Origin of the sequence: Micromonospora krabiensis, from assembly GCF_900091425.1 — a bacterium.
Classification (GTDB): Bacteria; Actinomycetota; Actinomycetes; order Mycobacteriales; family Micromonosporaceae; genus Micromonospora; species Micromonospora krabiensis.
Window position 1 is genome coordinate 3,078,136 of the sequence record NZ_LT598496.1, and the last position, 22,593, is coordinate 3,100,728.

Annotated in this window: 18 protein-coding genes and 1 riboswitch; of the genes, 6 read left to right on the forward strand and 12 right to left on the reverse strand. The window is 74.7% G+C overall.

The genetic code is table 11. The features are described 5' to 3' along the window. Positions 1-31 precede the first annotated feature (31 nt). Positions 32-1,285, reverse strand: coding sequence for a hypothetical protein (locus tag GA0070620_RS13710; protein WP_091590814.1), 1,254 nt, complete (start codon positions 1,283-1,285; stop codon positions 32-34). Positions 1,286-1,395: 110 nt separating this feature from the next. Between GA0070620_RS13710 and GA0070620_RS13715 the strand changes: the two genes are divergently transcribed. Both GA0070620_RS13715 and GA0070620_RS13720 read left to right on the forward strand, forming a co-directional pair. Beyond that, positions 1,396-2,277: a zinc finger domain-containing protein gene (locus tag GA0070620_RS13715; RefSeq protein ID WP_091590817.1), complete on the forward strand. Its 882-nt coding sequence runs from the start codon at positions 1,396-1,398 to the stop codon at positions 2,275-2,277. A 171-nt stretch (positions 2,278-2,448) separates the two neighbouring features. Beyond that, positions 2,449-6,114 carry a hypothetical protein gene (locus GA0070620_RS13720; protein ID WP_091590821.1) on the forward strand — a complete coding sequence of 1,222 codons (3,666 nt, stop codon included), beginning with the start codon at positions 2,449-2,451 and terminating at the stop codon, positions 6,112-6,114. An 18-nt stretch (positions 6,115-6,132) separates the two neighbouring features. Here GA0070620_RS13720 and pspM read toward each other — a convergent pair whose 3' ends face one another. The 8 genes from pspM to GA0070620_RS13760 form a co-directional block, all read right to left on the reverse strand. Continuing rightward, positions 6,133-6,921: a phage shock envelope stress response protein PspM gene (gene pspM / locus GA0070620_RS13725; protein WP_091590824.1), complete on the reverse strand. Its 789-nt coding sequence runs from the start codon at positions 6,919-6,921 to the stop codon at positions 6,133-6,135. A 23-nt stretch (positions 6,922-6,944) separates the two neighbouring features. Then, positions 6,945-7,826 carry a PspA/IM30 family protein gene (locus GA0070620_RS13730; RefSeq protein WP_091590826.1) on the reverse strand — a complete coding sequence of 294 codons (882 nt, stop codon included), beginning with the start codon at positions 7,824-7,826 and terminating at the stop codon, positions 6,945-6,947. Between the two features lie 196 nt (positions 7,827-8,022). Continuing rightward, complete coding sequence (locus GA0070620_RS13735; protein WP_091590828.1) at positions 8,023-8,469, reverse strand: helix-turn-helix domain-containing protein; 447 nt, start codon at positions 8,467-8,469, stop codon at positions 8,023-8,025. A gap of 229 nt (positions 8,470-8,698) precedes the next feature. Next, positions 8,699-9,220, reverse strand: a complete 522-nt coding sequence (locus GA0070620_RS13740) for a CinA family protein (protein WP_091590830.1) — start codon at positions 9,218-9,220, stop codon at positions 8,699-8,701. A gap of 216 nt (positions 9,221-9,436) precedes the next feature. Further along, positions 9,437-10,030, reverse strand: coding sequence for a CDP-diacylglycerol--glycerol-3-phosphate 3-phosphatidyltransferase (gene pgsA / locus GA0070620_RS13745; protein ID WP_091590832.1), 594 nt, complete (start codon positions 10,028-10,030; stop codon positions 9,437-9,439). A gap of 77 nt (positions 10,031-10,107) precedes the next feature. After that, on the reverse strand, positions 10,108-11,667 hold the full coding sequence (rimO, locus tag GA0070620_RS13750) for a 30S ribosomal protein S12 methylthiotransferase RimO (RefSeq protein ID WP_091590835.1): 1,560 nt from the start codon (positions 11,665-11,667) through the stop codon (positions 10,108-10,110). Between the two features lie 99 nt (positions 11,668-11,766). Next, complete coding sequence (locus tag GA0070620_RS32955; protein ID WP_091590837.1) at positions 11,767-13,221, reverse strand: DUF2207 family protein; 1,455 nt, start codon at positions 13,219-13,221, stop codon at positions 11,767-11,769. A gap of 116 nt (positions 13,222-13,337) precedes the next feature. Beyond that, on the reverse strand, positions 13,338-14,261 hold the full coding sequence (locus GA0070620_RS13760; protein WP_091590840.1) for an ornithine cyclodeaminase family protein: 924 nt from the start codon (positions 14,259-14,261) through the stop codon (positions 13,338-13,340). A 92-nt stretch (positions 14,262-14,353) separates the two neighbouring features. Then, positions 14,354-14,418, forward strand: a riboswitch (guanidine-III (ykkC-III) riboswitch). Positions 14,419-14,478: 60 nt separating this feature from the next. Between GA0070620_RS13760 and GA0070620_RS13765 the strand changes: the two genes are divergently transcribed. Together GA0070620_RS13765 and GA0070620_RS13770 are read left to right on the forward strand one after the other, a co-directional pair. Further along, a complete protein-coding gene (locus GA0070620_RS13765; protein ID WP_091598718.1) occupies positions 14,479-14,793 on the forward strand; it encodes a DMT family transporter in 315 nt (104 codons plus the stop codon). Positions 14,794-14,915: 122 nt separating this feature from the next. Beyond that, the gene (locus GA0070620_RS13770) at positions 14,916-15,161 is read left to right on the forward strand and encodes a hypothetical protein (RefSeq protein WP_091590842.1); all 246 of its coding nucleotides are present in this window, start codon (positions 14,916-14,918) and stop codon (positions 15,159-15,161) included. An 83-nt stretch (positions 15,162-15,244) separates the two neighbouring features. Here the strand turns inward: GA0070620_RS13770 and GA0070620_RS13775 are convergent, their stop codons facing one another. Then, positions 15,245-17,701, reverse strand: coding sequence for a DNA translocase FtsK (locus GA0070620_RS13775; protein WP_091590845.1), 2,457 nt, complete (start codon positions 17,699-17,701; stop codon positions 15,245-15,247). Positions 17,702-17,814: 113 nt separating this feature from the next. Between GA0070620_RS13775 and GA0070620_RS13780 the strand changes: the two genes are divergently transcribed. Both GA0070620_RS13780 and GA0070620_RS13785 read left to right on the forward strand, forming a co-directional pair. Next, positions 17,815-18,294 (forward strand): type III secretion system chaperone family protein, encoded by a 480-nt coding sequence (locus GA0070620_RS13780; protein ID WP_091590847.1) that lies wholly within the window; start codon positions 17,815-17,817, stop codon positions 18,292-18,294. Beyond that, a complete protein-coding gene (locus GA0070620_RS13785) occupies positions 18,291-19,925 on the forward strand; it encodes a type III secretion system chaperone family protein (protein WP_091590850.1) in 1,635 nt (544 codons plus the stop codon). Before GA0070620_RS13780 ends, GA0070620_RS13785 begins: the two co-directional genes overlap by 4 nt. Here GA0070620_RS13785 and GA0070620_RS13790 read toward each other — a convergent pair whose 3' ends face one another. Both GA0070620_RS13790 and dapA read right to left on the reverse strand, forming a co-directional pair. After that, a complete protein-coding gene (locus GA0070620_RS13790; protein ID WP_091590853.1) occupies positions 19,926-21,614 on the reverse strand; it encodes a ribonuclease J in 1,689 nt (562 codons plus the stop codon). A 52-nt stretch (positions 21,615-21,666) separates the two neighbouring features. After that, positions 21,667-22,593, reverse strand: coding sequence for a 4-hydroxy-tetrahydrodipicolinate synthase (gene dapA / locus GA0070620_RS13795; RefSeq protein ID WP_091590855.1), 927 nt, complete (start codon positions 22,591-22,593; stop codon positions 21,667-21,669).

Below are 22,593 nucleotides of genomic sequence, written 5' to 3' on the forward strand. Positions count from 1 at the left end.
GACGTCGTCGCCCCCGGACGGTCGCGTCCGGTCAGCAGCGCGGCACCGTGCCGCCGTAGACCGCCGAGATGTACGCGTGGCTGACGTACTGCCCGGTGGCCAGACGGTTCCACCGGTTGGTGGTGCGGTAGGGCCCGGTGATCGACTGCCCGGTCACGTAGCACTGGATCGGCACGTTGGCGAGGCGGGCGGCCAGCCCCCGGACGGCGTGGGACGTGCTCGCGCCGGCCCGGATGTTGAGCGGTCCGTCACCGACCACGCCGCGCGGCCCGCCGCCGGTCCACAGGTACGCGACGTCGACCCACGCGTTGGTGGTCAGCCGGAGCCCGTCCCAGAACGTCCCGTCGGCGAGGTCGATGCCACCCGGGTTGAGCACCCGGCGGCCGAACTGGTCGCGCCCCCCGTTGTAGCCGTTCTGGTAGGCGGCCTGCGCCTCGGGGCGGCCCTGCGGCAGGTCCTTCCAGTTCTCCCGTACGGCGCTGGGGTTCCAGTAGTCGTCGCGGGTGTTCCACGGCCCCACGTCCCAGACCGGGGCGTACTCGCAGCGGCTGCCGTTGGTGGTGCAGACCCGGACGGTGTAGTCGCCGGTGTTGAGCGGGGCGAGCCCGCGGCGGGACGGTAGCGCGACGAAGTGGTCGCGCGGCTGGATCTTCCGGCCGTTGGCGGTCACCTCGCCGACCAGCCCGATGCGGGTGGCGAACACGCGGTACGTGAGCCCGGGGGTGGCGGCGGTCACCGCGGCCGTCGAGTCGGCGGTGAGCCGGACCTCGCGGACGGTGGCGGAGCGCGCGTCCCGGGCGGTGAGCAGCACCCGGGTCTGCACCCGGGTCACGGGCCGGTCGAAGACGGCGCCGGCGGCGCGCCACTCGGTCCAGCCCATCGCCCGCCAGCCGCGCACCTGCACCTCGACGGTGGCGCCGGCCGCGGCCTGTGCGGACACCTCGGCGCGGACCCGGGTGGCGGGGCGCGACAGCGTACGCGGCGCGCTGAGCAGAGCACCTTCGGCGAAGGCGCTGTGCGGGCTGCGTCCGGAGCGGGCCGCGCTCGGACGGGCGTCGCGCAGCCGCAGCCCGGCGGCACTGCGCCGCACGTTGACGTCGTCGCCGTCGACGACGGTCAGATCTGCCCGCCACCGTTCGGCGGGGGCGGCGGGAGCGGAGGTGACGGTGAGGCCGGTCGTGACGGCCGGCACGGGGCCGGCGGTGGGCACGAGCGCGACGGAGAGGACGAGGGTCAGGGTGGCGACGACGACGGCGGCCCGGATCGGACGATGAGGCAGTCTCATGGGCATTCTCCTCAGAACTTCCTGATACTGCCGGTATCGGTAGATCAATCGGAACCTGGGTACAAATAGCGATACATGCGAATGCTGTTCGGAGGGGGGAGGATGGAGGGGTGCCCGAAGGCGACACCGTCTGGAACACCGCCCGCGTCCTGCACCGCGCGTTGGCGGGCGCGACGCTGAGCGGGAGCGACTTCCGGGTGCCGCAGCTCGCGACCACCGACCTGACCGGGTGGACCGTGCGCGAGTCGGCCGCCCGCGGCAAGCACCTGCTGCTCCGCCTGACCGCCCCGACCAACGCCGCCGGCCCCGGCGCGCCGGCCGGTGGCACCGCACGGAACGAGGTCGCCACCAGGGGCGGGGGCGCACCGGAGGACGACGGCACCCGCTGGACCCTGCACTCGCACCTGCGCATGGACGGCGCCTGGCGGGCGTACGCGCCCGGGGAACGCTGGGCCGGCCGGCCCGCGCACCTGATCCGCGTCGTCCTGCGCAGCCCCGGGGCGGTGGCCGTGGGCTACCACCTGCACGAACTGGCCCTGGTCCCGACCGTGGAGGAGGAGCGGCTGGTCGGGCACCTCGGGCCGGACCTGCTCGGCCCGGACTGGGACGCCGCCGAGGCGGCCCGCCGATTGGCCGCCCACCCGGACACCACCATCGGGGAGGCGCTGCTCGACCAGCGCAGCCTCGCCGGGATCGGCAACCTCTACAAGTGCGAGGTGCTCTTCCTGCGGGGCGTCTCGCCGTGGACGCCGGTGCGCGACGTGCCCGACCTGACCGGCCTGGTGACCCTCGCCCAGCGGCTGCTGGCCGCCAACCGGGGTCGGTGGGCGCAGAGCACCACCGGCTCGCTGCATCGTGGGCAGACCAGCTACGTCTACGGCCGCCGGGCCCAGCCCTGCCGCCGCTGCGGCACCGCCGTGCGCAAGGAGGAGCTGGGCGACCGCGTCACCTACTGGTGCCCGGCCTGCCAGCCGGAACGCCCGGCCGGCTGACCAGCGCCGTTCCGTCCGCGTGGGACACAGAAACGGACGATTGGGTAATTCCTAACCGGGCCCCCGGCGTCGCATGCTGCGGTTGGACGCTCACCGATCGTCAGCAGAGCCGGCCCGACCGGGTCGCCACGCCGGGGTGGCGACGGTCGTGCCCCGACCCCGGGGAGAGCCATGGCGATGTTCCGCAGACTCCGGACCACCTGGGCCGACCGCGGCACGCGCGGCCGCAACGGCCGCACGGTCGAGGCCGACCGTACGGCGACCGTCCCCGTCGCCCGCACCGCCGAGGAGGTGATTGCGGCACCGGCGAGCCTTGATCCCGCGGCCGTCCCGCACTGCTTCGGCCCGGTGCCCAACTTCGCCCGCAGCCCGCTGCCGGTCACCGACACCGACGGTCGGGTGCTGCCCGGAACCGGCCTGCGCAAGTTCGTCGACGCGCTGCCCGGCCCCGGCCCGCTCGGCCGCACCGAACTGGGTGGCTACCTGCCGGTGGCGGTGCCGGACACCATCAGCTACCCCGGGTGCGACTACTACGAGATCGGCCTCCAGCAGTACGCCCAGCGCCTGCACCGCGACCTGCCGGCCACCCGGCTGCGTGGCTACCGGCAGCTCAACCTGGGCACCGACGCGGCCGGGCACAACACGGTGGCGCCGCCGGGGCGGCCCTGGCACCTCGGCCCGTTGATCCGGGCGCGGCGGGGGCGCCCGGTGCGGGTCAAGTTCATCAACCAGCTACCGACCGGTCGGGCCGGCGAACTGTTCCTCCCCGTCGACGAGACCGTCGAGGGAGCGGGTGTGGGGCCGCTGGACGGCCCGGCCCCGTACCCGCAGAACCGCGCGGTGCTGCACCTGGCCGGTGCGCAGACGGGGTGGATCAGCGCGGGCAACCCGTGGCAGTGGGTCACCCCGGCCGGCGAGATCACGCCGTACCCGACGGGGGTCGGCCTGACCCACGTCCCCGACATGCCGCCGCCGGGTGCCGGCGCGACCACGCTCTACTTCCCGAACGAGCAGAGCGGCCGGCTCCTGTGGTTCCACGACAACACGCTCGGGCTGGCCCGGCTGACCGTGTACTCGGGTCAGCTCGCGCTCTACCTGCTCACCGACCCGGCCGAGGAGCAGCTCGTCGCCGACGGGGTGCTGCCCGAGCACGAGCTGCCGCTGGTGATCGAGGACAAGACGTTCGTGCCGGACGACGGGCAACTCGCCGCCGAGGACCCGACGTGGGACCGGGACCGCTGGGGCGCCCGGGGCAGCCTCTGGCATCCGCACGTCTACCAGCCCCGGCAGAACCCGTACCGCAGCGGCGGCACCAACCCGACCGGCCGGTGGGACTACGGCCCGTGGTCGCGTACGGCCGACGGACCCGACCTCGACGCCCGTCCGGGGGCGAACGGGCACGGGGCCGGCCACCTCGGGCCGGGGCCGGTGCCGAACCCGCACCACGACCCGGTGGCCGCCGTCGAGGAGCCGCCCCTGACCCCGGGGGTCCCGCACCCCAGCGCGGTCCCCGAGGCGTACGGGGACACGCCTCTGGTCAACGGGATCGCTTATCCCTACCTGGAGGTGCAGCCGCGGGCGTACCGGTTCCGGATCCTCAACGCCTGCCTGGACCGCAGCCTCAACCTGCAGCTCTACCGCGCGGCCTCGGACGGACCGATGTGGGACGACGAGGGAGTCCTGCGCGACGCCGACGCCGGCGAGGTGCCGATGGTGCCGGCGGTCCGGTCGCCGGAGCGCCCGGCCCAGTGGCCGGCCGACGGGCGTGAGGGCGGCGTCCCGGACCCGGCCGCGGCCGGGCCGGAGCTGATCCAGGTGGGCAACGACGGTGGGCTGCTGCCCGCGCCGGTGGTGATCCCGAACCGGCCGATCGGCTACCGGTACAACCGGCAGGACCCCACCGTGCTGAACGTCGACGGGCACGCGTTGCTGCTCGCGCCCGGCGAGCGGGCCGACGTGGTGGTGGACTTCTCCGCCGTGCCGCCGGGCGCCACCCTGATCCTCTACAACGACTGCCCGGCGCCCCTGCCCGGCTTCGACCCCCGCTACGACCACCACACCGGCGCGCCGGACCACAGCGCGGTGGGCGGGGCACCGCCGACCCGCCCCGGGTACGGGCCGAACACGCGGACGCTGCTCCAGTTCCGGGTGAGCGGCACACCGGCGCCGCGCTACGACCTGGAGCGACTCCGCGAGCGGCTCCCCCGGGCGTACGCGGCCAGCCAGCGCCCGCCGATCGTGCCGCAGCCGGCGTACGACCCGGCGATCGGCACCCGCGTGCCCGGCGACACGGTCGTGCCGGTGCACGCCACCACGGTCACCTTCACCCCGGCCGGTGGCGCCGCCCCGGTCACCGTGCCGGTCACGGTGAAGGCGGTGCAGCAGGTCTTCGAGCCCGACTTCGGCCGGCTCACGGGTCGGCTGGGGGTCGCGCACCCGCAGGCCGGCCCGCTCTCCCCCACCACCCTGCCGCTCGGCCCCACCGACCCGGCGACGGAGATCCTTTTCGCGGCCGACCCGGCCGTGCCGATCGGCGCCCCGGCCGACGGCACGCAGGTGTGGCGGATCGTCGGCAACAGCCGGCAGACCGAGGCGCTCCGCCTGGCCGGCTGCGACCTCCAGGTGGTCAACCGGGTGGGCTGGGACGGGACGATCCGGCCGCCGCACGGCGGGGAGCTGGGCTGGAAGGAGGTGGTCCGGGTCAATCCCCGGGAGGACCTGGTGGTGGCGCTGCGTCCCGTCGCGCCGACCCTGCCGTTCAAGATCGGCGACAGCGTACGACTGCTCGACCCCACCCGACCGGCCGGGACCCGCACCGGTTCGACCCCGGTCAGCCCGCTCGACGGCCGGCCCGCGCTGGTGGTGAACCAGTTGGTCAACCTCGGCTGGGAGTACCGCTGGCACAGCCAGCACGCCGGCCGCCGCGACCAGGGCATGAGCCGCCCACTCGTGCTCCGGGTGTCGCCCAAGGCCCCCACCGGGCTGACCGCCACGCCCGCGCCCGGCTCGTCGACCGCGCTGCCGGCGATCGCGTTGGCCTGGACCGGCAACGGCGGCCGGCCGGCGGCCACCAGCCACCTGCTGCAACGGGCCACCGACCCGACCTTCACCACCGGGGTCACGTCGATCACCGTGGCCGCCACCGCCACCCGCTACACCGACGCGACGGTCACCCCCGGCGTCACCTACCACTACCGGATCCGGGCCGAGAACGCCGTCAGCTGCTCGTCCTGGTCGAACAGCGTGCCCGCGTCGGTGCAGCTCACCGCACCGACCGCGCTCGCCGCGGCGGTGCCACCGGCCGCGCCGCTGCGGGTCGCCCTGCGCTGGTCGAACCGCTCCTTCGCCACCGGCGTCGACGTGCAACGTGCCACGAACCCCACCTTCACCAGCGGCCCGGGCACCACGGCGGTCGGGGTGGGTGACAACCACCTGGACGCCGCCGTGGCGCCCGACACCACGTACTACTACCGGGTGCGGACCACGTACCTGGGCGCCGCCTCACCCTGGTCGACGGTGGCCACGGTGACCACGCCACCCGCCCCGGCGACCCCGGAGTCGGTGACGGTCACCGCCGCCGCACCCGGGCCCGACACGGCGACGGTCATCCTCGGCTGGGCGGCCGGCGCGCCGGCCGGGCCGGGCGGCGGCTTCATCGTCCAGCGGGCCCTCGACGCGGACTTCAGCCGGGAACTCGCCACGTTCACCGTGACCGCGCGGGGCTTCACCAACACCGGACTGGCGCGCGGCGTGACGTACCACTACCGGGTGCGCGCCTTCAACGTGGTCGGCAGCTCCCCGTTCAGCGCTCCCGTCGCCGTCGACACCCCTCCCTGACCGGGCCGGGTGCGGGCGTCAGCGGCTCTGGGTGGTGCGGAGGGGATCGCCGACGGCGCGCAGTTCGGCCAGCACCGACGCCACGCCGTGCAGAAGGTCGGTGGCCTCGGTCAACCGGGACGCGGCCGGGTGGACGCCGTCGGGCCGCGCGTCCTCCGCCACATAGCCGGCGGCCGCCACGACCAGCCGCTCGTACGCCGCGACGCCGCTCTCCAACTGCCCGGCCAGCACCCGGTGCGCGTCGGCGAGCGGCGGCCGGGCCTCGACCGGGGCCAGCCGCAGGGCCCGCTCCACACCCGCCACCCGGTGCGCCAGGTCCCGCAGCGACCGGTCGGCCGCAGCCGCCTCGACCACCGCCGGCTCGGCCAGCCCGGTCAGCCGGGTCCGCAACCCGGCCAGGGTCAGCGCCGCCCGGTCCAGTCGCGCCCACGGCTCCGCCGCGCTCGTGCCCCGCAGCGCGACCCGGGCGCGCACCCGGCGCACCTCCGCCAGCACGCCCGGCCCCACCGGCAGCCGCTCCACGGCGGCGACCAGCCGGGCCCGGGACCGGGCTGCGGCCTCGGCCGGGTCGAGCGCGGGTGGCGCCGGCTGGGCGGCGAGCGCCCGCAGGTCGATCCAGCGCCAGGCCGCGAGGGCCAGCGCACCGCCCGCCGAGGCCGCCCACGCCGCGTCGGGCAGACCGAGGCCGGCGTACGGGACCAGCACGACCGCCGCGCCGCCGAGCCCGCCGCCCAGCACGCTCCAGCGCCGCGCGGAGCGGCGCAGCCGGGCCAGCCGTCGGAAGTACCGCGTACGCTCGTCTGCCACCCTGACCTCCTCGTGCCGGCCGCTCAGCCGGCGGCGGTGGTGTCCCCGGTGCCCCGCTCGCGGGCCATGCTGGCGCGGATCTCGTCGAGCCGGGCCGCGGCGGCCGGGTCGCTGGCCGGCCCGGCCGGCTGCTCACCGGTGCGCTGCTGTTCCACGCCGGCCCGCTGCTGCGCGCCGAGCTGCTCGCCGGCCATGCTGGCCCGGATCTGCTCCAGACGGGCCGAGCCGGCCGAGTCGAGCGTCGCCTTCTGGATCTCCAGCATCCGACCCTCGGCGGAGTTGCCCGCCAACTCGGCGCGGCCCATCGCGTTCGCGTAGCGGCGCTCGATGCGGTCCCGGACCTCGTCCAGCGAGGGGGTGGTGCCCGGCGCGGTCAACGCCGACATCGACTCCAGCGAGCGGGCCACGCTCTCCTGCATCTTGGCCTGCTCCAGCTGGCTCAGCAGCTTGGCCCGCTCGGCGAGCCGCTGCTGAAGGATCATGGAGTTGTTCTCCACGGCGCGACGGGCCTGCGCGGCGGCACTGATCGCCTGGTCGTGCAGCGTCTTCAGGTCCTCGGTGGCCTGCTCCGCGGAGACCAGCTGCGTGGCCAGGGTCTGCGCCGACTGCTCGTAGCGGCTCGCCTCGGCGTCGTCGCCCCTGGCCCGGGCCTGGTCGGCGAGGACCAGGGCCTGCCGGGCGTTGGCCTGGAGACGTTCGACCTCGGACATCTGCCGGGACAGCTTCATCTCCAGCTGGCGCTGGTTGCCGATCACCGCGGCGGCCTGCTGGACCAGTGCCTGGTGCTGGCGCTGCGACTCCTCGATGGCCTGCTGGATCTGGACCTTGGGATCGGCGTGCTCGTCGATCCGGGCGCCGAAGAGCGCCATCAGGTACTTCCACCCCTTGACGAACGGGTTCGCCATCTCCGCGGTATCCCCTCAGTAGCGTCGCTCCGCCTCGACGAGTGCCGGGCAGGACGACCGGCCGCCACCACGCGGCCCTTCCATCGTCCCAGCCGGACGCCGGACCGGCACCCGAACGACAAGCCGACGGCGGACTCCGCGTGCGATCAACCCTACGCGGGACGCGCCAGGCGGGCCACGGAGCGAAAAACGCGGATCAGGCGGCGCAGACCACGTCGCGGTCGCGCTCGGTGGGCCGGACCCGGGTGCTGCGGAGGGTGGCCTTGAGCGGCGAATCCTGGCGGACGGAGACGGCCACCGTGCCGTCCGAGCTGACCTGGCGGACCGCCCGGCTGGTCGCCTTCGCGGCGGGCGCCGCCGGAACCGGGGCCGGCTCGTCCTGCACCGGGACCAGCACGTTGGGAATCTGCTCGGCGAGCGCGACGGTGTCGCTGACCTCGCGGAGCAGCTCGGACAGGCGGGCACCGAGGGCGTCGCAGATCGCGGCCAGCAGCTCGCTGGACGGCTCCTTCTGCCCGCGTTCGATCTCCGAGAGGTAACCGAGGCTGACGTTCGCCGCGGAGGAGACCTCGCGCAGGGTGCGCTGCTGCCCCTGCCGGCGCGCCCGCAGTGCGTCACCGATCACCCGGCGTAGCAGGACCATCGCACCTCCCCCTGAGGGCCGAACTCCCTCCGGACGCCCGCCCGGCCGGACACGGCGAACCGTGTCGGCCCCGAGCGCCGGAGCCTTCCCGCAACCGTACCCGCTGCGGGGCCCGGCGACATCCCGCCCCGCCCGTCGGATCCGGGCGCGCCCCGTTGGGACCGCTCCGACCGGCCGCGACGATCGACGCCGGTGCTCGAGTGTTGCGATCACGACAGCCGGAGCGGACTCACTCGTCCTTGTCGGCCTCGTGGATGCGCTCGGCCAGCAGCCGCAGCGCCTCGATCACCGCGGCGGCCCGCACGTGCGCCCGCCCGCCGTCCAGGTCGAGCTCCCGCACGCTGCTGCCGCCCGGCCCTGCCACGGCGACGTAGACCAGGCCGACCGGCTTGCCGTCCTGCGGCTCCGGACCCGCCACCCCGGTCGTGGCGAGCCCCCAGTCGGCGCCGCACCGCTGCCGCCCGCCCTCGGCCAGCGCCACCGCCACGTCCGGGTCGACCGGGCCGCGCTCCTCCAACAGCGACGCCGGTACGCCCGCCAGCGTCGCCTTCAACTCGGTGGCGTAGACCACCATGCCGCCCCGGTAGACGCCGCTCACCCCGGCGATCTCCACGATCGAGGCGGAGAGCAGGCCACCGGTGAGCGACTCGACGGTGGCCAGCGTCTCGTGCCGCTCCGCCAGGCTGTGCACCACTCCGGCCGCCGGGCTCCCGACCGGCCGCTCCCCGTTCGCGTCGCTCTCGCTGTCCATACCCGCCACCCTTTCCCCACCCACCCAGAACAAACCCACCGCCCCCACGCCCCCACCCCTCCCGCGCCCCCTCCCCGCCGCCCCCCTCCCCGCCGACCTTGCACTTACCGCCCCGGCATTCCGCCCGAACCGGACGGGCCACGGGCACAAACTGCAAGATCGCCGGGCCGGGGGTGGGACGGGGCGGGACGGGGCGGGTGGGGGTGGGTGGGGTGGTTACGGGGTGGGGCGGCGGAGGCGGAGGGCCTGGGCCACGTAGTCGAAGCCGGTGACCACCGTCACCACCACGGCCGCGCCCATGATCCATGGGCCCACCGGGGCGAGGAGGGCGGGCATCGGCCAGAGGTACCAGGCGATGGCGAGGATCTGCAGCGCCGTCTTGATCTTGCCGCCTCGGCTGGCCGCGATCACCCCGTGCCGGATCACCCAGAACCGCAGCCCGGTGATGCCCAGCTCACGGACGAGGATCGCCACGGTCACCCACCAGGGCAGCCGGTCGTACCAGGACAGCAGCACCAGAGCGGCACCGGTGAGCGCCTTGTCGGCGATCGGGTCGGCGACCTTCCCCAGCGAGGTGACCAGCCCGAACCGACGGGCGATCCAGCCGTCGACCAGGTCGGTCGCCGAGGCGAAGGCGAAGATCAGGCAGGCCGCCATCCGCCAGCCGGCGTGCGTCATCGCCGAGACGACCACCGTCGCCCCGAACACCGGCACCAGCACCAGCCGCAGCGCGGTCAGGGCGTTGGCCGCGTTGAGCAGCGGCACCCGGGGCACGATCCGGGACGGCGTGGACTCCGTCGCCCCGGTCACCGGCGCGCCCCGCTCGGCCCGCTGTGGCGTTCCCGGTACCCCACCACGTGGCCTCCCCGCTTCGTCCGGGCCCGCCGTCACCGTGCCGCGCCGGGCGCCGCCGAGATCATCTCATCCGGCACGGCGAGCAGGTCGACCCCTTCGGTGCCCGTCACCGTGGCGCGTACGAGGTCGCCGGGGCGCAGCGCGGTGAGGTCGACGCCACCGCCCTGCGGGGCGACCAGCGTGGTCGAGCCGTCGACCTCGGGCGCCTGGTGCGCCGCCCGACCCTCGACGACACCGTTGTCGACCGAGTCGACGAGCACCTCGACCGTCGAGCCGAGTCGCTCCTCGGCCCGCTGCGAGCAGAGCTCGTCGGCGAGCGCGCTGAGCCGGTCGTAGCGGCGCTTGATCGTCGCGGCGGAGACCTTGCCGGGCAGCCCGGCGGCCTCGGTGCCGTCCTCGTCGCTGTAGTCGAACATGCCGATCGCGTCGAGCCGCGCCTCGGTCAGGAAGCGGACCAACTCGTTGACGTCGGCGCGGGTCTCGCCGGGGAAGCCGACGATGAAGTTGCTGCGGGCGCCCGCGTCGGGGGCCAGCGACCGGGCGGAGGCCAGCAGTTCCAGGAACCGGTCGGTGGAGCCGAACCGGCGCATGCGGCGCAGCACGGGCTCACTGGAGTGCTGGAACGACAGGTCGAAGTAGGGCGCGACGCCGGGCGTGGTGGCGATCGCCTCGACCAGGCCCGGTCGGGTCTCGGCCGGCTGCAGGTAGCTCGCCCGCACCCGGACGATGCCGTCGACCGCGGCGAGCTGCGGCAGCAGCTTCTCCAGCGCCCGCGGGTCGCCCAGATCCTTCCCGTACGAGGTCGAGTTCTCGCTGACCAGCACCAGCTCGCGTACGCCGGTCTTGGCCAGCCACTCCGCCTCGGCGAGCAGCTCGTCCGGCGTACGCGAGACGAACGCGCCGCGGAAGGCGGGGATCGCGCAGAACGCGCAGCGGCGGTCGCACCCGCTGGCGAGCTTGAGCGAGGCGACCGGCCCGGTGTCCAGCCGGCGGCGCAGCACCTGGCGCAGGTGCGCCGGGGTGTGCTCGTCGGCCTCGACCGCGACCCGGGACGCGGCCCGGCCGGACGACGGCGCCACGGTGGTGCCGTGACCGGGCAGCGACACGGTGGCCTCGCGGCGCTTCACCGGAGTGAGCGGGAGCAGTTCGCGCCGGTCGCGGGGGGTGTGCGCGTCCAGCGCCTCACCGGCGACGACGGCGTTCAGCCGCGCGGCGATCTCCGGGTAGTCGTCGAAGCTCAGGACGGCCTGCGCCTCGGGGAGGCTGTCGGCCAGCTCCCGGCCGTAGCGCTCGGCCATGCAGCCGGCGGCGACGACCTTGGCTCCGGTGTCGGCGGCGGCGAGCAGGGTCTGGATCGAGTCCTGCTTGGCCTTCTCCACGAAGCCGCAGGTGTTGACGACCACCACGTCGGCGCCCTCGCCGTCGGTGGTGACCTGCCAGCCGTCGGCGTGCAGCCGGGCGGCCAGCTCCTCCGAGTCGACCTCGTTGCGGGCGCAGCCCAGGGTCAGCAGGGCGACGCGGCGGCCCTCAGCGGGTGACGGCTCCGGGCGGGCCGGGCCGGAGTTGGCGACAGGGGAGGTGGCAGACACCATCCGAGGGTACCGGGCCGATCGGGAGGGCCCACGCACGCGGGCCGCCCGGGGCACCGTCGGCGTGCGGGCCCACGGCACGCCGGTTGAGCAGTCCCGACGTCACCGCCGGACGTCGGACCCGGCAGGCCCCGGCGCGGCCCGGTCGACGGTGACCTCGACCACCCGCCGGGTCCACGGCCGGACCCGGGCGGTGACCACGTCGCCGACCCGGCACTCGGCGATCCGCGCCGGGATGATCCAGGCCCGCAACTGGTCGCTGTGGCCGTCGTCGATGACGAGGTGGTGGTTGATCGGCTGCCCCTCGGCGTCGTCCGAGCTGTGCCGCTGCCAGACCTGGTGCCAGAGCACCTCGCCGGTGACGGTGGCCGGGGCGGACGCGTCGGCGAACGCCCGGACGAGGAGGTACCCGGCCAGGCCGAGGAGCACCAGACCCAGCAGGACGAGGGCGAGGATCACCGCATCGGCCGCGAGGAGCCCGCTCCACGGCGCCGACCGGTCCTCCGAACCCGTCGCCGAGTCGAGGAGCAGGTTGCCGACGACCCCGGCGAGGGTCCAGCCGAGCAGGCCCATGAGGAGCGCACGGAAGACGATCCAACCGAGCGCCTGGCCGTACCGGGGCAGCCCGCCGGGGTAGCTGACGGCGACCTGCCGCCACCGTCCCCCGTAGGACGACCAGAGCTGTCGGCGGTCGGCCACACCGAGGTCGATGACCCGCGAGGCGTTCCGGGTGACGCCGAGCGCGGCGCCGTAGGCGAGGTAGCGGTCCCAGGCCGCCACGGCGGCGGGGGGCAGCTCGGCGAAGGATCCCTGCCCGGCCAGCCAGCCGCGCAGTCCGAGCCAGCGGCGGGCGGCCTCCCGGCCGGCGGGGGTGTCCCGCTCCCCCGAGTCGCGCGCCGCGATGCTGCCGAGTACCGCGGCGACGACGAGGAACGCGGCGACGCTGCCGAACCTGTCCCCGTGGGTGCGGGTCACGTAGTGCCAGGAGCCGACCGCGACCCCGGCGGCGGCGACACCGCCGAGCACACCGAGCAGGGCCGCCAGGGGTCGGGGAACCCGTCGGCGGGAGAGCCCACGCCGCCGGGCGTCGGCCAGCACCGACTGGTGCAGGCGCTTGGTCCAGGCGGTGGAGCGGCCGGCGTCGGCGAAGCCGAGGGCGGTCAGCGGCACCACCCCGTCGACCGCGCGCTCGGTCACCCGGTCGAAGACCTGCCGCTCGTACGGGTTGAGGTCGTCGGGGGCCCGGCCGGTCAGGTGCACCGTCGTGTGGCGCGGGTCCGCGTCGGGCTGGCGCAGCTCCAGGTAGCGACGGGCGGCCAGGTCGAGCAGGGTGGCCTCGGCGGCGGCCCCGGTGAGCCGCCACCGGTTGGCCAGCAGGCTGACCACCGCGGGCGGTTCCTCGCCGGGCAGCACCAGGGTGGCGGGGGCCGGCGTCACGGCGGCGGGCCGGACGGTCAGCCAGGTGATCGCGTAGAGCACCGTCCAGGCGGCGAGACCCGCGACCGGCAGGCCGATCTCGATGACGGAATCCGGCAGGCTCAGCACGGCGGCGAACACGGGCCCAGCATGATCGACTATCCGAACCGGCGACTCGCCCGCCCGCCCATGCGGCCGTCCACCCTTCGGTCAGACCCGCGCGCGGGCGGCGGGTGGGGCGGCCTGCCCCGGGGCGGTCAGCTCGTCGCGGCACCCACCCGGGCCAGCCGGTCGAGCAGGAAGACCTCGGTGCCGGCCAGCCCGGTGGAGCAGAAGACGGAGATCTGGTCCTCGGCGGTCCGGCCGGGCACCGCGCCCGCCAGCACCGCGCCCAGGTCGCGCAGCCGTCCGGCGTACGTGGGCAGCGCCGCGAGCATCGGCGGCTGGTAGGCGGCGGCCTGGGCGGGCGAGTCGGTGGTCAGCAGCTCGGCGGCGTCCAGCAGGTCGAGCCCGAACTCGGCGCGATCGAGCTGCTTGAACCCGACCGCGTTCACGTGGGTACCCGGGGCCAGCTGGGCGGCGTCGAGCACCGGGGCCTCGCTGGTGGTGGCGAGCACGACCACGTCGCGGTCACGTACCGCCGTGGCGGCCGAGTCGACGGCGCGGGCCGCGATGCCCAGTTCGGTGCGGACCCGGGCGGCGAACGCCTCCCGCCGGGCCGCCGAGCGGCTGTGCACGGTCACCTCGCGCAACGGTCGGACCGCGGCGACGGCCCACACCTGGGTCCAGGCCTGCCGGCCGGAGCCGATCACGCCGAGCGTCACGGCGTCCGGTCGGGCCAACGCGTCGGCCGCCACCCCGCCGAGGCCGCCGGTGCGGCGGGACCCGAGCTCCTCGCCGACCGCCACCGCGCGCACCGCGCCCGTCCGCCCGTCGTGCAGCACGACGAGCTGCTCGGACTCGGGGTGGCCGAAGGTGTCGTAGGAGCGGTAGCCGTACCACTCGCCGGTGAGGTGGCCGGCGGTCAACACCATCCGGCCTCCGCCCAGCGGCGCCGAGGCACGGGGCGGGGCGACCAGCCGACCCTCGTACGCGGCCAGCAGGGCGGCGCGCATGGCGTCGACCGTGGTGGCGGCGTCCAGGGCGGCGGACACCTCCGGATCGGTGAAGAGCAGGGTCATGGAGCTTATCCTGCAAGCTGAAGTGAGCTTCAGGTCAACGGGTGGTGGTCGGGTTCACTCCTCGACCGGCGACGCCGGTGCTAGCGTCGATCGCGGTGGCCCGGTCGGCCACCCCGGACGAGCGGCGGCGTACCCGGTCAGGCCAAGACGCCCCGACCCACCACCCGACTCGTCCCGGCCCGGAGGTCCGGGCGCTTTCCCCGCAGAGGTGACCTCGATGGCCTGGATCGTGTTGGTGCTCTCCGGACTGCTGGAGACCGCGTGGGCGATCGCCCTGGACCGTAGCGCCGGCTTCAGCCGCCCGCTCCCCTCGGTGATCTTCGGGGTGACGCTGGTGCTCAGCATGGCCGGCCTCGCGTACGCCCTGCGGGAGATCCCGGTCGGCACCGGCTACGCGGTCTGGGTCGGCATCGGCGCGGTCGGCACCGCCGTGGTCGGCATGGTGGCGCTGCACGAGTCGTCGAGCCTGCCCCGGATCGCCTGCCTGCTCCTGGTGATCGCCGGGGTGGTCGGCCTCAAGATCTTCCACTGACCGGCTCCCGGTTACCCCCTCCGGCCGGCGGCCCGCTGCTCGACATCGATCCGGATGCGTACGGACGGACCACAGTGGGTAGTCAGGGCCGCGACCGACAAGGCTCTCACCTGGAGGACGTCATGGCCGACATTCCCACCACCGCCCGTCCGCGCAGCAGTGCCGCCCGGGTCTGCACGATCCTGGCATTCGTCTTCGCCGTCGTGGCGATCTTCCTCGCCCCGGTCCTCTTCGGACTGGTCGGCCTGGTCCTCGGCATCGTGGGCGCGGTGCTCGGCGACAAGCCGCTCGGCTGGTACGCCGCCGGCGCCAGCGTGCTCGGCGCGGTCATCGGCATCGCGCTCGCCGCCGCCATCTACAACTCCTGACCCCGCCGCTCAAGCCGCCGATCGGGCCCGCCGCACCGCGGCGGGCCCGATGCCGTCCCGGGGTCAGCCCCGCTCGGCCACGGTCACTCGTCGCCACCGCGGAGGCCCACCAGGACCTCCTCCAGCTCGTCCGGCTTGACCAGCACGTCGCGCGCCTTGGAACCCTCCGACGGGCCGACCACACCCCGCGTCTCCATGAGGTCCATCAGCCGGCCCGCCTTCGCGAAGCCGACCCGCAGCTTGCGCTGGAGCATCGAGGTGGAGCCGAACTGCGAGGTGACCACCAGCTCGACCGCCTGCACGAGCAGGTCGAGGTCGTCGCCGATGTCCTCGTCGATCTTCTTCTTGCTGTCCTGCGCCGGGGCCAGCACGTCCGGCCGGAACTCCGGCTCGCGCTGGTCCTTGCAGAACTTCACCACGTCGGCGATCTCGCGCTCGGTCACCCAGGCGCCCTGGATGCGGATCGGCTTCGAGGCGCCCATCGGCAGGAACAGACCGTCGCCCCGGCCGAGCAGCTTCTCCGCGCCCGGCTGGTCGAGGATGACCCGGGAGTCGGCGAGCGACGAGGTGGCGAAGGCCAGCCGGGACGGCACGTTCGCCTTGATCAGGCCGGTCACCACGTCGACCGAGGGGCGCTGGGTGGCGAGCACCAGGTGGATGCCGGCGGCCCGGGCGAGCTGGGTGATGCGGACGACCGAGTCCTCCACGTCGCGCGGCGCGACCATCATGAGGTCGGCCAGCTCGTCGACGATCACCAGCAGGTACGGGTACGGGCGCATCTCCCGCTCGCTGCCCGGCGGCGCCTTGATCTCGCCGTTGCGGACCTTCCGGTTGAAGTCGTCGATGTGCCGGACCCCGTTCGCGGCGAGGTCGTCGTAGCGCATGTCCATCTCGCGGACGACCCACTCCAGCGAGTCGGCCGCCTTCTTCGCGTTGGTCACGATCGGGGTGACCAGGTGCGGGATGCCCTCGTAGCCGGTCATCTCGACGCGCTTCGGGTCGATCAGCAGCAGCCGCACCTCGTCGGGGGTGGCCCGGGTGAGGATCGACACGAGCAGCGAGTTGAGGCAGGACGACTTGCCCGCGCCGGTCGCGCCCGCGATCAGGATGTGCGGCATCTTGGCCAGGTTGGCCACCACGTAGCCGCCCTCGATGTCCTTGCCCAGCGCCACCACCATCGGATGGTGGTCGCTGGTCGCCACCCGCGAACGCAGCACGTCGCCGAGCGCCACGTTCTCCGGGTCGGTGTTGGGGATCTCGACACCGACCGCGCTCTTGCCCGGGATCGGGCTGAGGATCCGCACGTCCGGCGACTTCACGGCGTACGCGATGTTGCGGGAGAGCTGGGTGATCCGCTCGACCTTGACGCCCGGGCCCAGCTCGACCTCGTAGCGGGTGACCGTCGGCCCCCGGGTGAACCCGGTGACGGCGGCGTCCACGTCGAACTGGTCGAAGACGCCGGTGAGCGCGGCGATCACCTCGTCGTTCGCCTTGCTGCGGGTCTTCGGCGCCGCGCCGCTGCTCAGCATGTTGGCCGGCGGCAGCGCGTAGTCACCGGCCAGGCCGGTCAGCGCGAGCTGCTCGGCGCGGGTGGGCGCGGGCGAGTGCTCCGGCGGCTCGACCGGTCGGCGGCTGGCCGGAACCTTGGACGGCGACTTGCGGGGCAGGAGCAGGGTCTCCTGGAGGTCGGCCCCGTCCAGGTCGTCGTCGAGGTCGTCGGGGTCCAGCGGCGGCGGGATCCGCTTCACCGGCCGCTTGCGCGCCGGCTTGGTGGCGGGCTGCTCGGCGTCCTCCGTGGACGGCGGGGCGACCAGCGTGCCGGCCAGCAGGCCCAACCGCTCCGGCACCTTGTTGATCGGAGTGGCCGTCACCACCAGCAGGCCGAAGACGAGCAGGAGCACGAGCAGCGGGACGGCGACCCAGGCGGTGACCGCCCGCTCCAGCAGGCTGCCGACCCCGGCGCCGACGAGACCGCCGGCGAAGTCGCGGGCGGCCGGGTCGGCCGGCTGCTGGCCGATGTGCAGCATCGCGGCGGTGGCGACGAGCATGGAGCCCCAACCGACCAGCCCGCGCCCCCGGTGCTCCGGGTCGGCGGGCTGCCGCATGAACCGCCACGCGCCGATCATCAGCAGCACCGGCACCACGACGGAGATCGCGCCGAGGAACAGGCGGACCGAGTCGGCCAACCGCGCCCCCACGGGCCCGGCGGCGGAGAACCAGATCCCGGCCGCGCTCAGCAGCGCCAGCCCGAAGAGCAGCAGGCCGGCGCCGTCGCGGCGGTGCTCCGGATCCAGGTCCCGGGCCGAGGCCGCCTGTCGCCCGGCCGCGCGGAACGCCCAGCCGACGCTGTGCGCCAGGCCCATCCACACGGCGCCGACGGCGCGTCCGACGTAGACGGCCGGACCGGGACGGGGTGCGCGGGTGCGGCGCCGCACGGGCGCGCGCGTGGTCTTCTTCGCCGGCTGGCGGGCACGGCTGTTCGTCGCACCGCGCGGCGACGCGCCGCGTCGCCGGCTCGCCTGAGAGGTACGGCCCGCCATAGCATCACCGTAACGGCGCGGCCCGGCAGATCGCCGCTTTTCCGGGTCGTGTCCGCGCGTCGCAGCACGGACTCCGCCGCATGCCGTGATATCTGCCTCAGAAGGGATGCCCGATGGCGTCGCCGGGAATCGAGGACGGTCCGGACGACCCCCTGGCCGGGCACCCACGGAGCCTGCGACCGCTGACCGGCGCGCTGATCGCCGCCGTGCTGGGCAACCGGGGGTACGCGGTGACCGCCGACCCCGACGGCGACCTGTTCGGCCGTTGGGACGACAACCTCATCTGGTTCCTGCGCCTCGGCGAGGCCGGCGAGCTGCTCCAGGTCCGCACCATGGTCGGGCCGACCTTCCCCATCGAGCGGGTCCCCGAGCTCTACGCGTTCTGCAACTCGTGGAACCACGACCGGCTCTGGCCGAAGGCGTTCGTGCACGTCGACGACGACGGGTGGGCCCGCGTCTACGGCGAGGTGATCACCGACCTGGAGCGTGGCGTCACCCCGCACCAGCTCGACCAGCTCCTCGACTGCGGGATCTCGACCGGCTGCCAGCTCGCCGCCGAGGTGGGCCGGCTGCCCGGCGCGGTGCCGGCGTGACCGGGCCCGAGCGGCGGCGCGGCCCGGTCGACGACCTCGCCGACCCGGTCGGCCGGCAGCGCGGCTCGACCGGCCGCAACCGCGACCTGCTCGCCGCGCTGGCCGAGGCCCGCGACCTGCCCGACGGGCCGCCCCGGCTGGTCGAGCTGGAGCGCATCGCCGCGCAGGCAGACGCGTGCGGCGACGACCGGTCCGCGGTGGACGCCCGGCTCGCGCTGATCGACACGGCCCTGCTGCACGGCGAGCGGTGGCGGCTCGTCGAGCCGGTTCGCCGCTGCCTGGCCGTCCTCGACCGCCGCCCGGAGCTGTTCGACACCACCGAGGTCGACCTGTTGCTGCGCCACCAGCGGTACGCGGTCGAGGCGCTGCTCGGCACCCCACGCGTCGGGCTGGACCAGGTGCGGTCCGTGGACGACCTGGCCGGCCGGATCGGCGCCGCCGCCGAGGCCGTCGCCGAGCTGCGCTGCCGGCTCGCCGACCACCTGGGCGACGAGCCGACCGCCCGCGAGTGGTACGACCGCTGGCGCACCGCCGATCCCGGCCCGGTGAGCGGGTGCCCCGGCTGCGCACCCGCCCGCCGGGCGGAGCTGCTCGCCGGTTGGGGCGAGTGGCCGGCGGCGCTGACCGAGCTGCGCGCCGCGCTCGACGGGGCGGTGGAGTGCACCGACCAGCCGGATCGGGCGCTGACCGCGGCGCTGCTGCCCTGGCTGCGGACCGGCGAGCCGGAGCGGGCCGCCGTGGCGCACGTCCGCGCGTACCGGCGGCACCGTGCGGAACGTGGCGCCTTCCCGTATCTCGCCACGCACCTGCGGTTCTGCGCGCTCGGCGGGCACCCTGGCCGGGGCCTGGACATCCTCGCCGAGCACCTGCCGCGGCTGGACCGTCCCCACGACGACCTCACCGCCATGGAGTTCGCCGCCGCCGGCGCGCTGGTCTGCACGCTCGCCGCCGAGGCCGGGTTGGGCGGGCGTACGCTGCGCCGGCCGGCCTTCGGCGACCGGCCGGCGGCCGACCTCGACGTCGGGACGCTCGGCGCCGTCCTGCTCGGCGTCGCCACGGAGCTGGCCGGCAGCTTCGACGCCCGCAACGGCACCGGGCACCAGACCGGCCGGATGGCCGCCTGGCTGGCCGAGCGGCCGGTGGGCACCCCGGTGCCGCTACCCGCCGACGACGACGCCGCGACGGTCGGTGGCGCACCGGCGGACGACCCCGGGCCGGACGAGATGGAGCCCGCGCCGCTGACCCTGTCGATGATCACCGACGGGCTGGACCGGCGCGGCGACCGGTACGCCGTGGACGCCGACGGGACGGTGGTCGGGCGGTGGGGCGCCGCGGTCATCCAGTTCCGGCCGATCGGCGAGCGCGGCGAGATCCTGCACGCCCGCGCACTGGCCACCCGCCGGCTGCCGGCCGGCCGACGGGCCGAGGCCTACGCGTTCTGCAACGCCTGGAACCACGACCGACTGCTGCCGAAGGCGTACGTGCACGACCTGGGCGACGAGCTGGTCCTGGCCGGCGACCTCAGCACCGACCTGGCGCACGGCGTGGCGCCGGCGCAGTTGGCGGTGCTGCTCGACGCGGCCGTGACGACCGGTGTCGCGTACGCCGACGCGGTGGCCGCCCTGCCCTGATCAGACCTCCACCACGGTGGGGACGATCATCGGCCGTCGCCGGTAGGCGTCGTTGACCCAACGACCCACCGTCCGGCGGACGATCTGCTGGAGCTGGTGCGGGTCCGTGATCCCGTCCGCGGCGGCCCGGTTGAGCGCCTCGGTGACCAGCGGGACCACCGGGTTGAACGCCTCCGGGTCCTCGGAGAAGCCCTTCGCGGAGACGGTCGGCCCGCCGACCACCTTGCCGGTGACCGAGTCGACCACGACCGTCGCGGCGATGAAACCGCCGTCGCCGAGGATGCGGCGCTCGGTCAGCAGCGATTCGCTGACGTCACCGACGGCGAGGCCGTCGACGTAGACGTACCGGCTGCGGACGTGCCCGACCAGGCTGGCGCGGCCCTCGACCAGGTCGACGACGTCGCCGTCCTCGCAGAGCACCACCCGGTCAGGCGCGACGCCGGACTCGACGCCGAGCCGGGCGTGCGCGCGCAGGTGGCGCCACTCGCCGTGCACCGGCATGAGGTTGCTGGGCCGCACCACGTTGAGCAGGTAGAGCAGCTCGCCGGCCGGGGCGTGGCCGGAGACGTGGACCTTGGCCACGTCCTTGTGCACCACCACGGCGCCGGCCCGGGCCAACCGGTTGATCACCCGGTAGACGGAGGTCTCGTTGCCGGGCACCAGCGACGAGGCGAGCACCACGGTGTCGCCGGGGGCGATGGTGATGTGCCGGTGGTCGCCGCTGGCCATCCGGCCCAGCGCGCTCATCGGCTCGCCCTGCGAACCGGTGGACATCAGCACGATCTGCTCGGGCGGCATCGTGGTCGCCTCTTCCAGCCCGACGACGAGGCCGGGCGGGATGTTGAGCAGACCCAGGTCCCGGGCGATGCCCATGTTGCGCACCATGGACCGGCCGATCAGGGCGACCTTACGGCCGTGCTCGGCCGCCGAGTCGAAGACCTGCTGCACCCGGTGCACGTGCGAGGCGAACGAGGCGACGATGATCCGCCCGCGCGCCTTGGCGAAGATCGAGTCGAGGACCGGGCCGATCTCCCGCTCGGGGGTGACGAAGCCGGGGATCTCGGCGTTGGTCGAGTCGGACAGCAGCAGGTCGACGCCCTCGGCGCCGAGCCGGGCGAACCCCGCGAGGTCGGTGATCCGACCGTCCAGCGGCAGCTGGTCCATCTTGAAGTCACCGGTGTGCAGGACCAGGCCGGCCGGGGTCCGCACGGCCACCGCGAGCGCGTCCGGGATCGAGTGGTTGACCGCGAAGAACTCGCACTCGAACGGGCCGAGCCGCTCCCGGCCGCCCTCCCGGACGGTCAGCGTGTAGGGCTGGATCCGCCGCTCGGCGAGTTTGGCCTCCACCAGGGCGAGGGTGAACTGCGAGCCGACCAGCGGAATGTCCGGCTTGTGGGCGAGCAGGTACGGCACCGCGCCGATGTGGTCCTCGTGACCGTGGGTGAGCACGATCGCCTGCACGTCGTCGAGGCGGTCCAGGATCGGCCCGAAGTCGGGCAGGATCAGGTCCACGCCGGGTTGCTCGACGTCGGGGAACAGCACGCCGCAGTCGACCACCAGCAGCTTGCCGTCGTACTCGAAGACGGTCATGTTCCGACCGATGGCGCCGAGCCCGCCGAGCGGAATGATCCGCAGTCCGCCCTCCGGCAGCGGTGGGGGGAGTTCCGCCTCGATGTGCGCCTCGGTCACGCGTCCACCTCATTCTGCGACGCCGTCTCCGGGCGTCCGTCGTGTCGTTCGATCATGCAGGAAACTCCAGGTCCGCCGCCGCGCAGTCGGCGCGCAGCTGGGCGATCTCGTCGTCGGTGGCGTCGACCAGCGGAGGCCGGACCGGGCCGGCGGGCAGGCCCGCGGCCGTCAGGCCCGCCTTCACCAGGATGACGCCCTGGGTACGGAAGATGCCGGTGTAGAGGGGCAGCAGCCGCCGGTGCAGGGCGAGCGCGGTCGCGTTGTCCCCCGCGTCGTACGCCTCGATCATCTGCTTGGTCAGCGCACCCGTGAAGTGGGTGGACGTGCCCACCACACCGACGGTGCCGACGGCCAGCGCCGGCAGGGTCAGCGAGTCCTCACCGCTGTAGAAGGCCAGGCTCGTCCGGCTGGTCACCCAGCTGGTGGCGGTGAGGTCGCCCTTGGCGTCCTTCACCGCGACGATCCGGGGGTGCTCGGCGAGGCGCACCAGCGTCTCGGTGGCGATCGGCACGCCGGCGCGGTGCGGGATGTCGTAGAGCATCACCGGCAGGCCGGTGGCGTCGGCCACCGCGGTGAAGTGGCGCAGCAGCCCGCTCTGCGGCGGCTTGTTGTAGTACGGCGTGACCACCAGCAGCCCGTGGGCGCCCGCCTTCTCGGCGGCGGCGGCGAGCTCGATGGTGTGCCGGGTGTCGTTGGTGCCGACCCCGGCGACGACCTTCGCCCGGTCACCGACCGCCTCCACCACGGCCCGGATGAGGCGTTCCTTCTCCGTGTCGGTGGTGGTCGGCGACTCGCCGGTGGTGCCGTTGACCACCAGCGCGTCGTTGCCCTGCTCGTCGACCAGGTGGTTGGCCAGCCGGGCGGCGCCGTCGAGGTCGAGCGACCCGTCGGCGGTGAACGGGGTCACCATGGCGGTGAGCACTCGCCCGAAGGGACGGGACACCGCCCGGGCGGGGGTGTCAGGGTGGTCGTGCGTCAT

Bases quoted from the DNA above. Each gene is read 5' to 3' on its own strand.
- GA0070620_RS13710 (WP_091590814.1), bottom strand. From the start codon at position 1,285: ATGAGACTGCCTCATCGTCCGATCCGGGCCGCCGTCGTCGTCGCCACC.
- GA0070620_RS13720 (WP_091590821.1), top strand. From the start codon at position 2,449: ATGGCGATGTTCCGCAGACTCCGGACCACCTGGGCCGACCGCGGCACG.
- GA0070620_RS13730 (WP_091590826.1), bottom strand. From the start codon at position 7,826: ATGGCGAACCCGTTCGTCAAGGGGTGGAAGTACCTGATGGCGCTCTTC.
- GA0070620_RS13735 (WP_091590828.1), bottom strand. From the start codon at position 8,469: ATGGTCCTGCTACGCCGGGTGATCGGTGACGCACTGCGGGCGCGCCGG.
- GA0070620_RS13740 (WP_091590830.1), bottom strand. From the start codon at position 9,220: ATGGACAGCGAGAGCGACGCGAACGGGGAGCGGCCGGTCGGGAGCCCG.
- rimO (WP_091590835.1), bottom strand. From the start codon at position 11,667: ATGGTGTCTGCCACCTCCCCTGTCGCCAACTCCGGCCCGGCCCGCCCG.
- GA0070620_RS13760 (WP_091590840.1), bottom strand. From the start codon at position 14,261: ATGACCCTGCTCTTCACCGATCCGGAGGTGTCCGCCGCCCTGGACGCC.
- GA0070620_RS13765 (WP_091598718.1), top strand. From the start codon at position 14,479: ATGGCCTGGATCGTGTTGGTGCTCTCCGGACTGCTGGAGACCGCGTGG.
- GA0070620_RS13770 (WP_091590842.1), top strand. From the start codon at position 14,916: ATGGCCGACATTCCCACCACCGCCCGTCCGCGCAGCAGTGCCGCCCGG.
- GA0070620_RS13775 (WP_091590845.1), bottom strand. From the start codon at position 17,701: ATGGCGGGCCGTACCTCTCAGGCGAGCCGGCGACGCGGCGCGTCGCCG.
- GA0070620_RS13780 (WP_091590847.1), top strand. From the start codon at position 17,815: ATGGCGTCGCCGGGAATCGAGGACGGTCCGGACGACCCCCTGGCCGGG.
- dapA (WP_091590855.1), bottom strand. From the start codon at position 22,593: ATGACGCACGACCACCCTGACACCCCCGCCCGGGCGGTGTCCCGTCCC.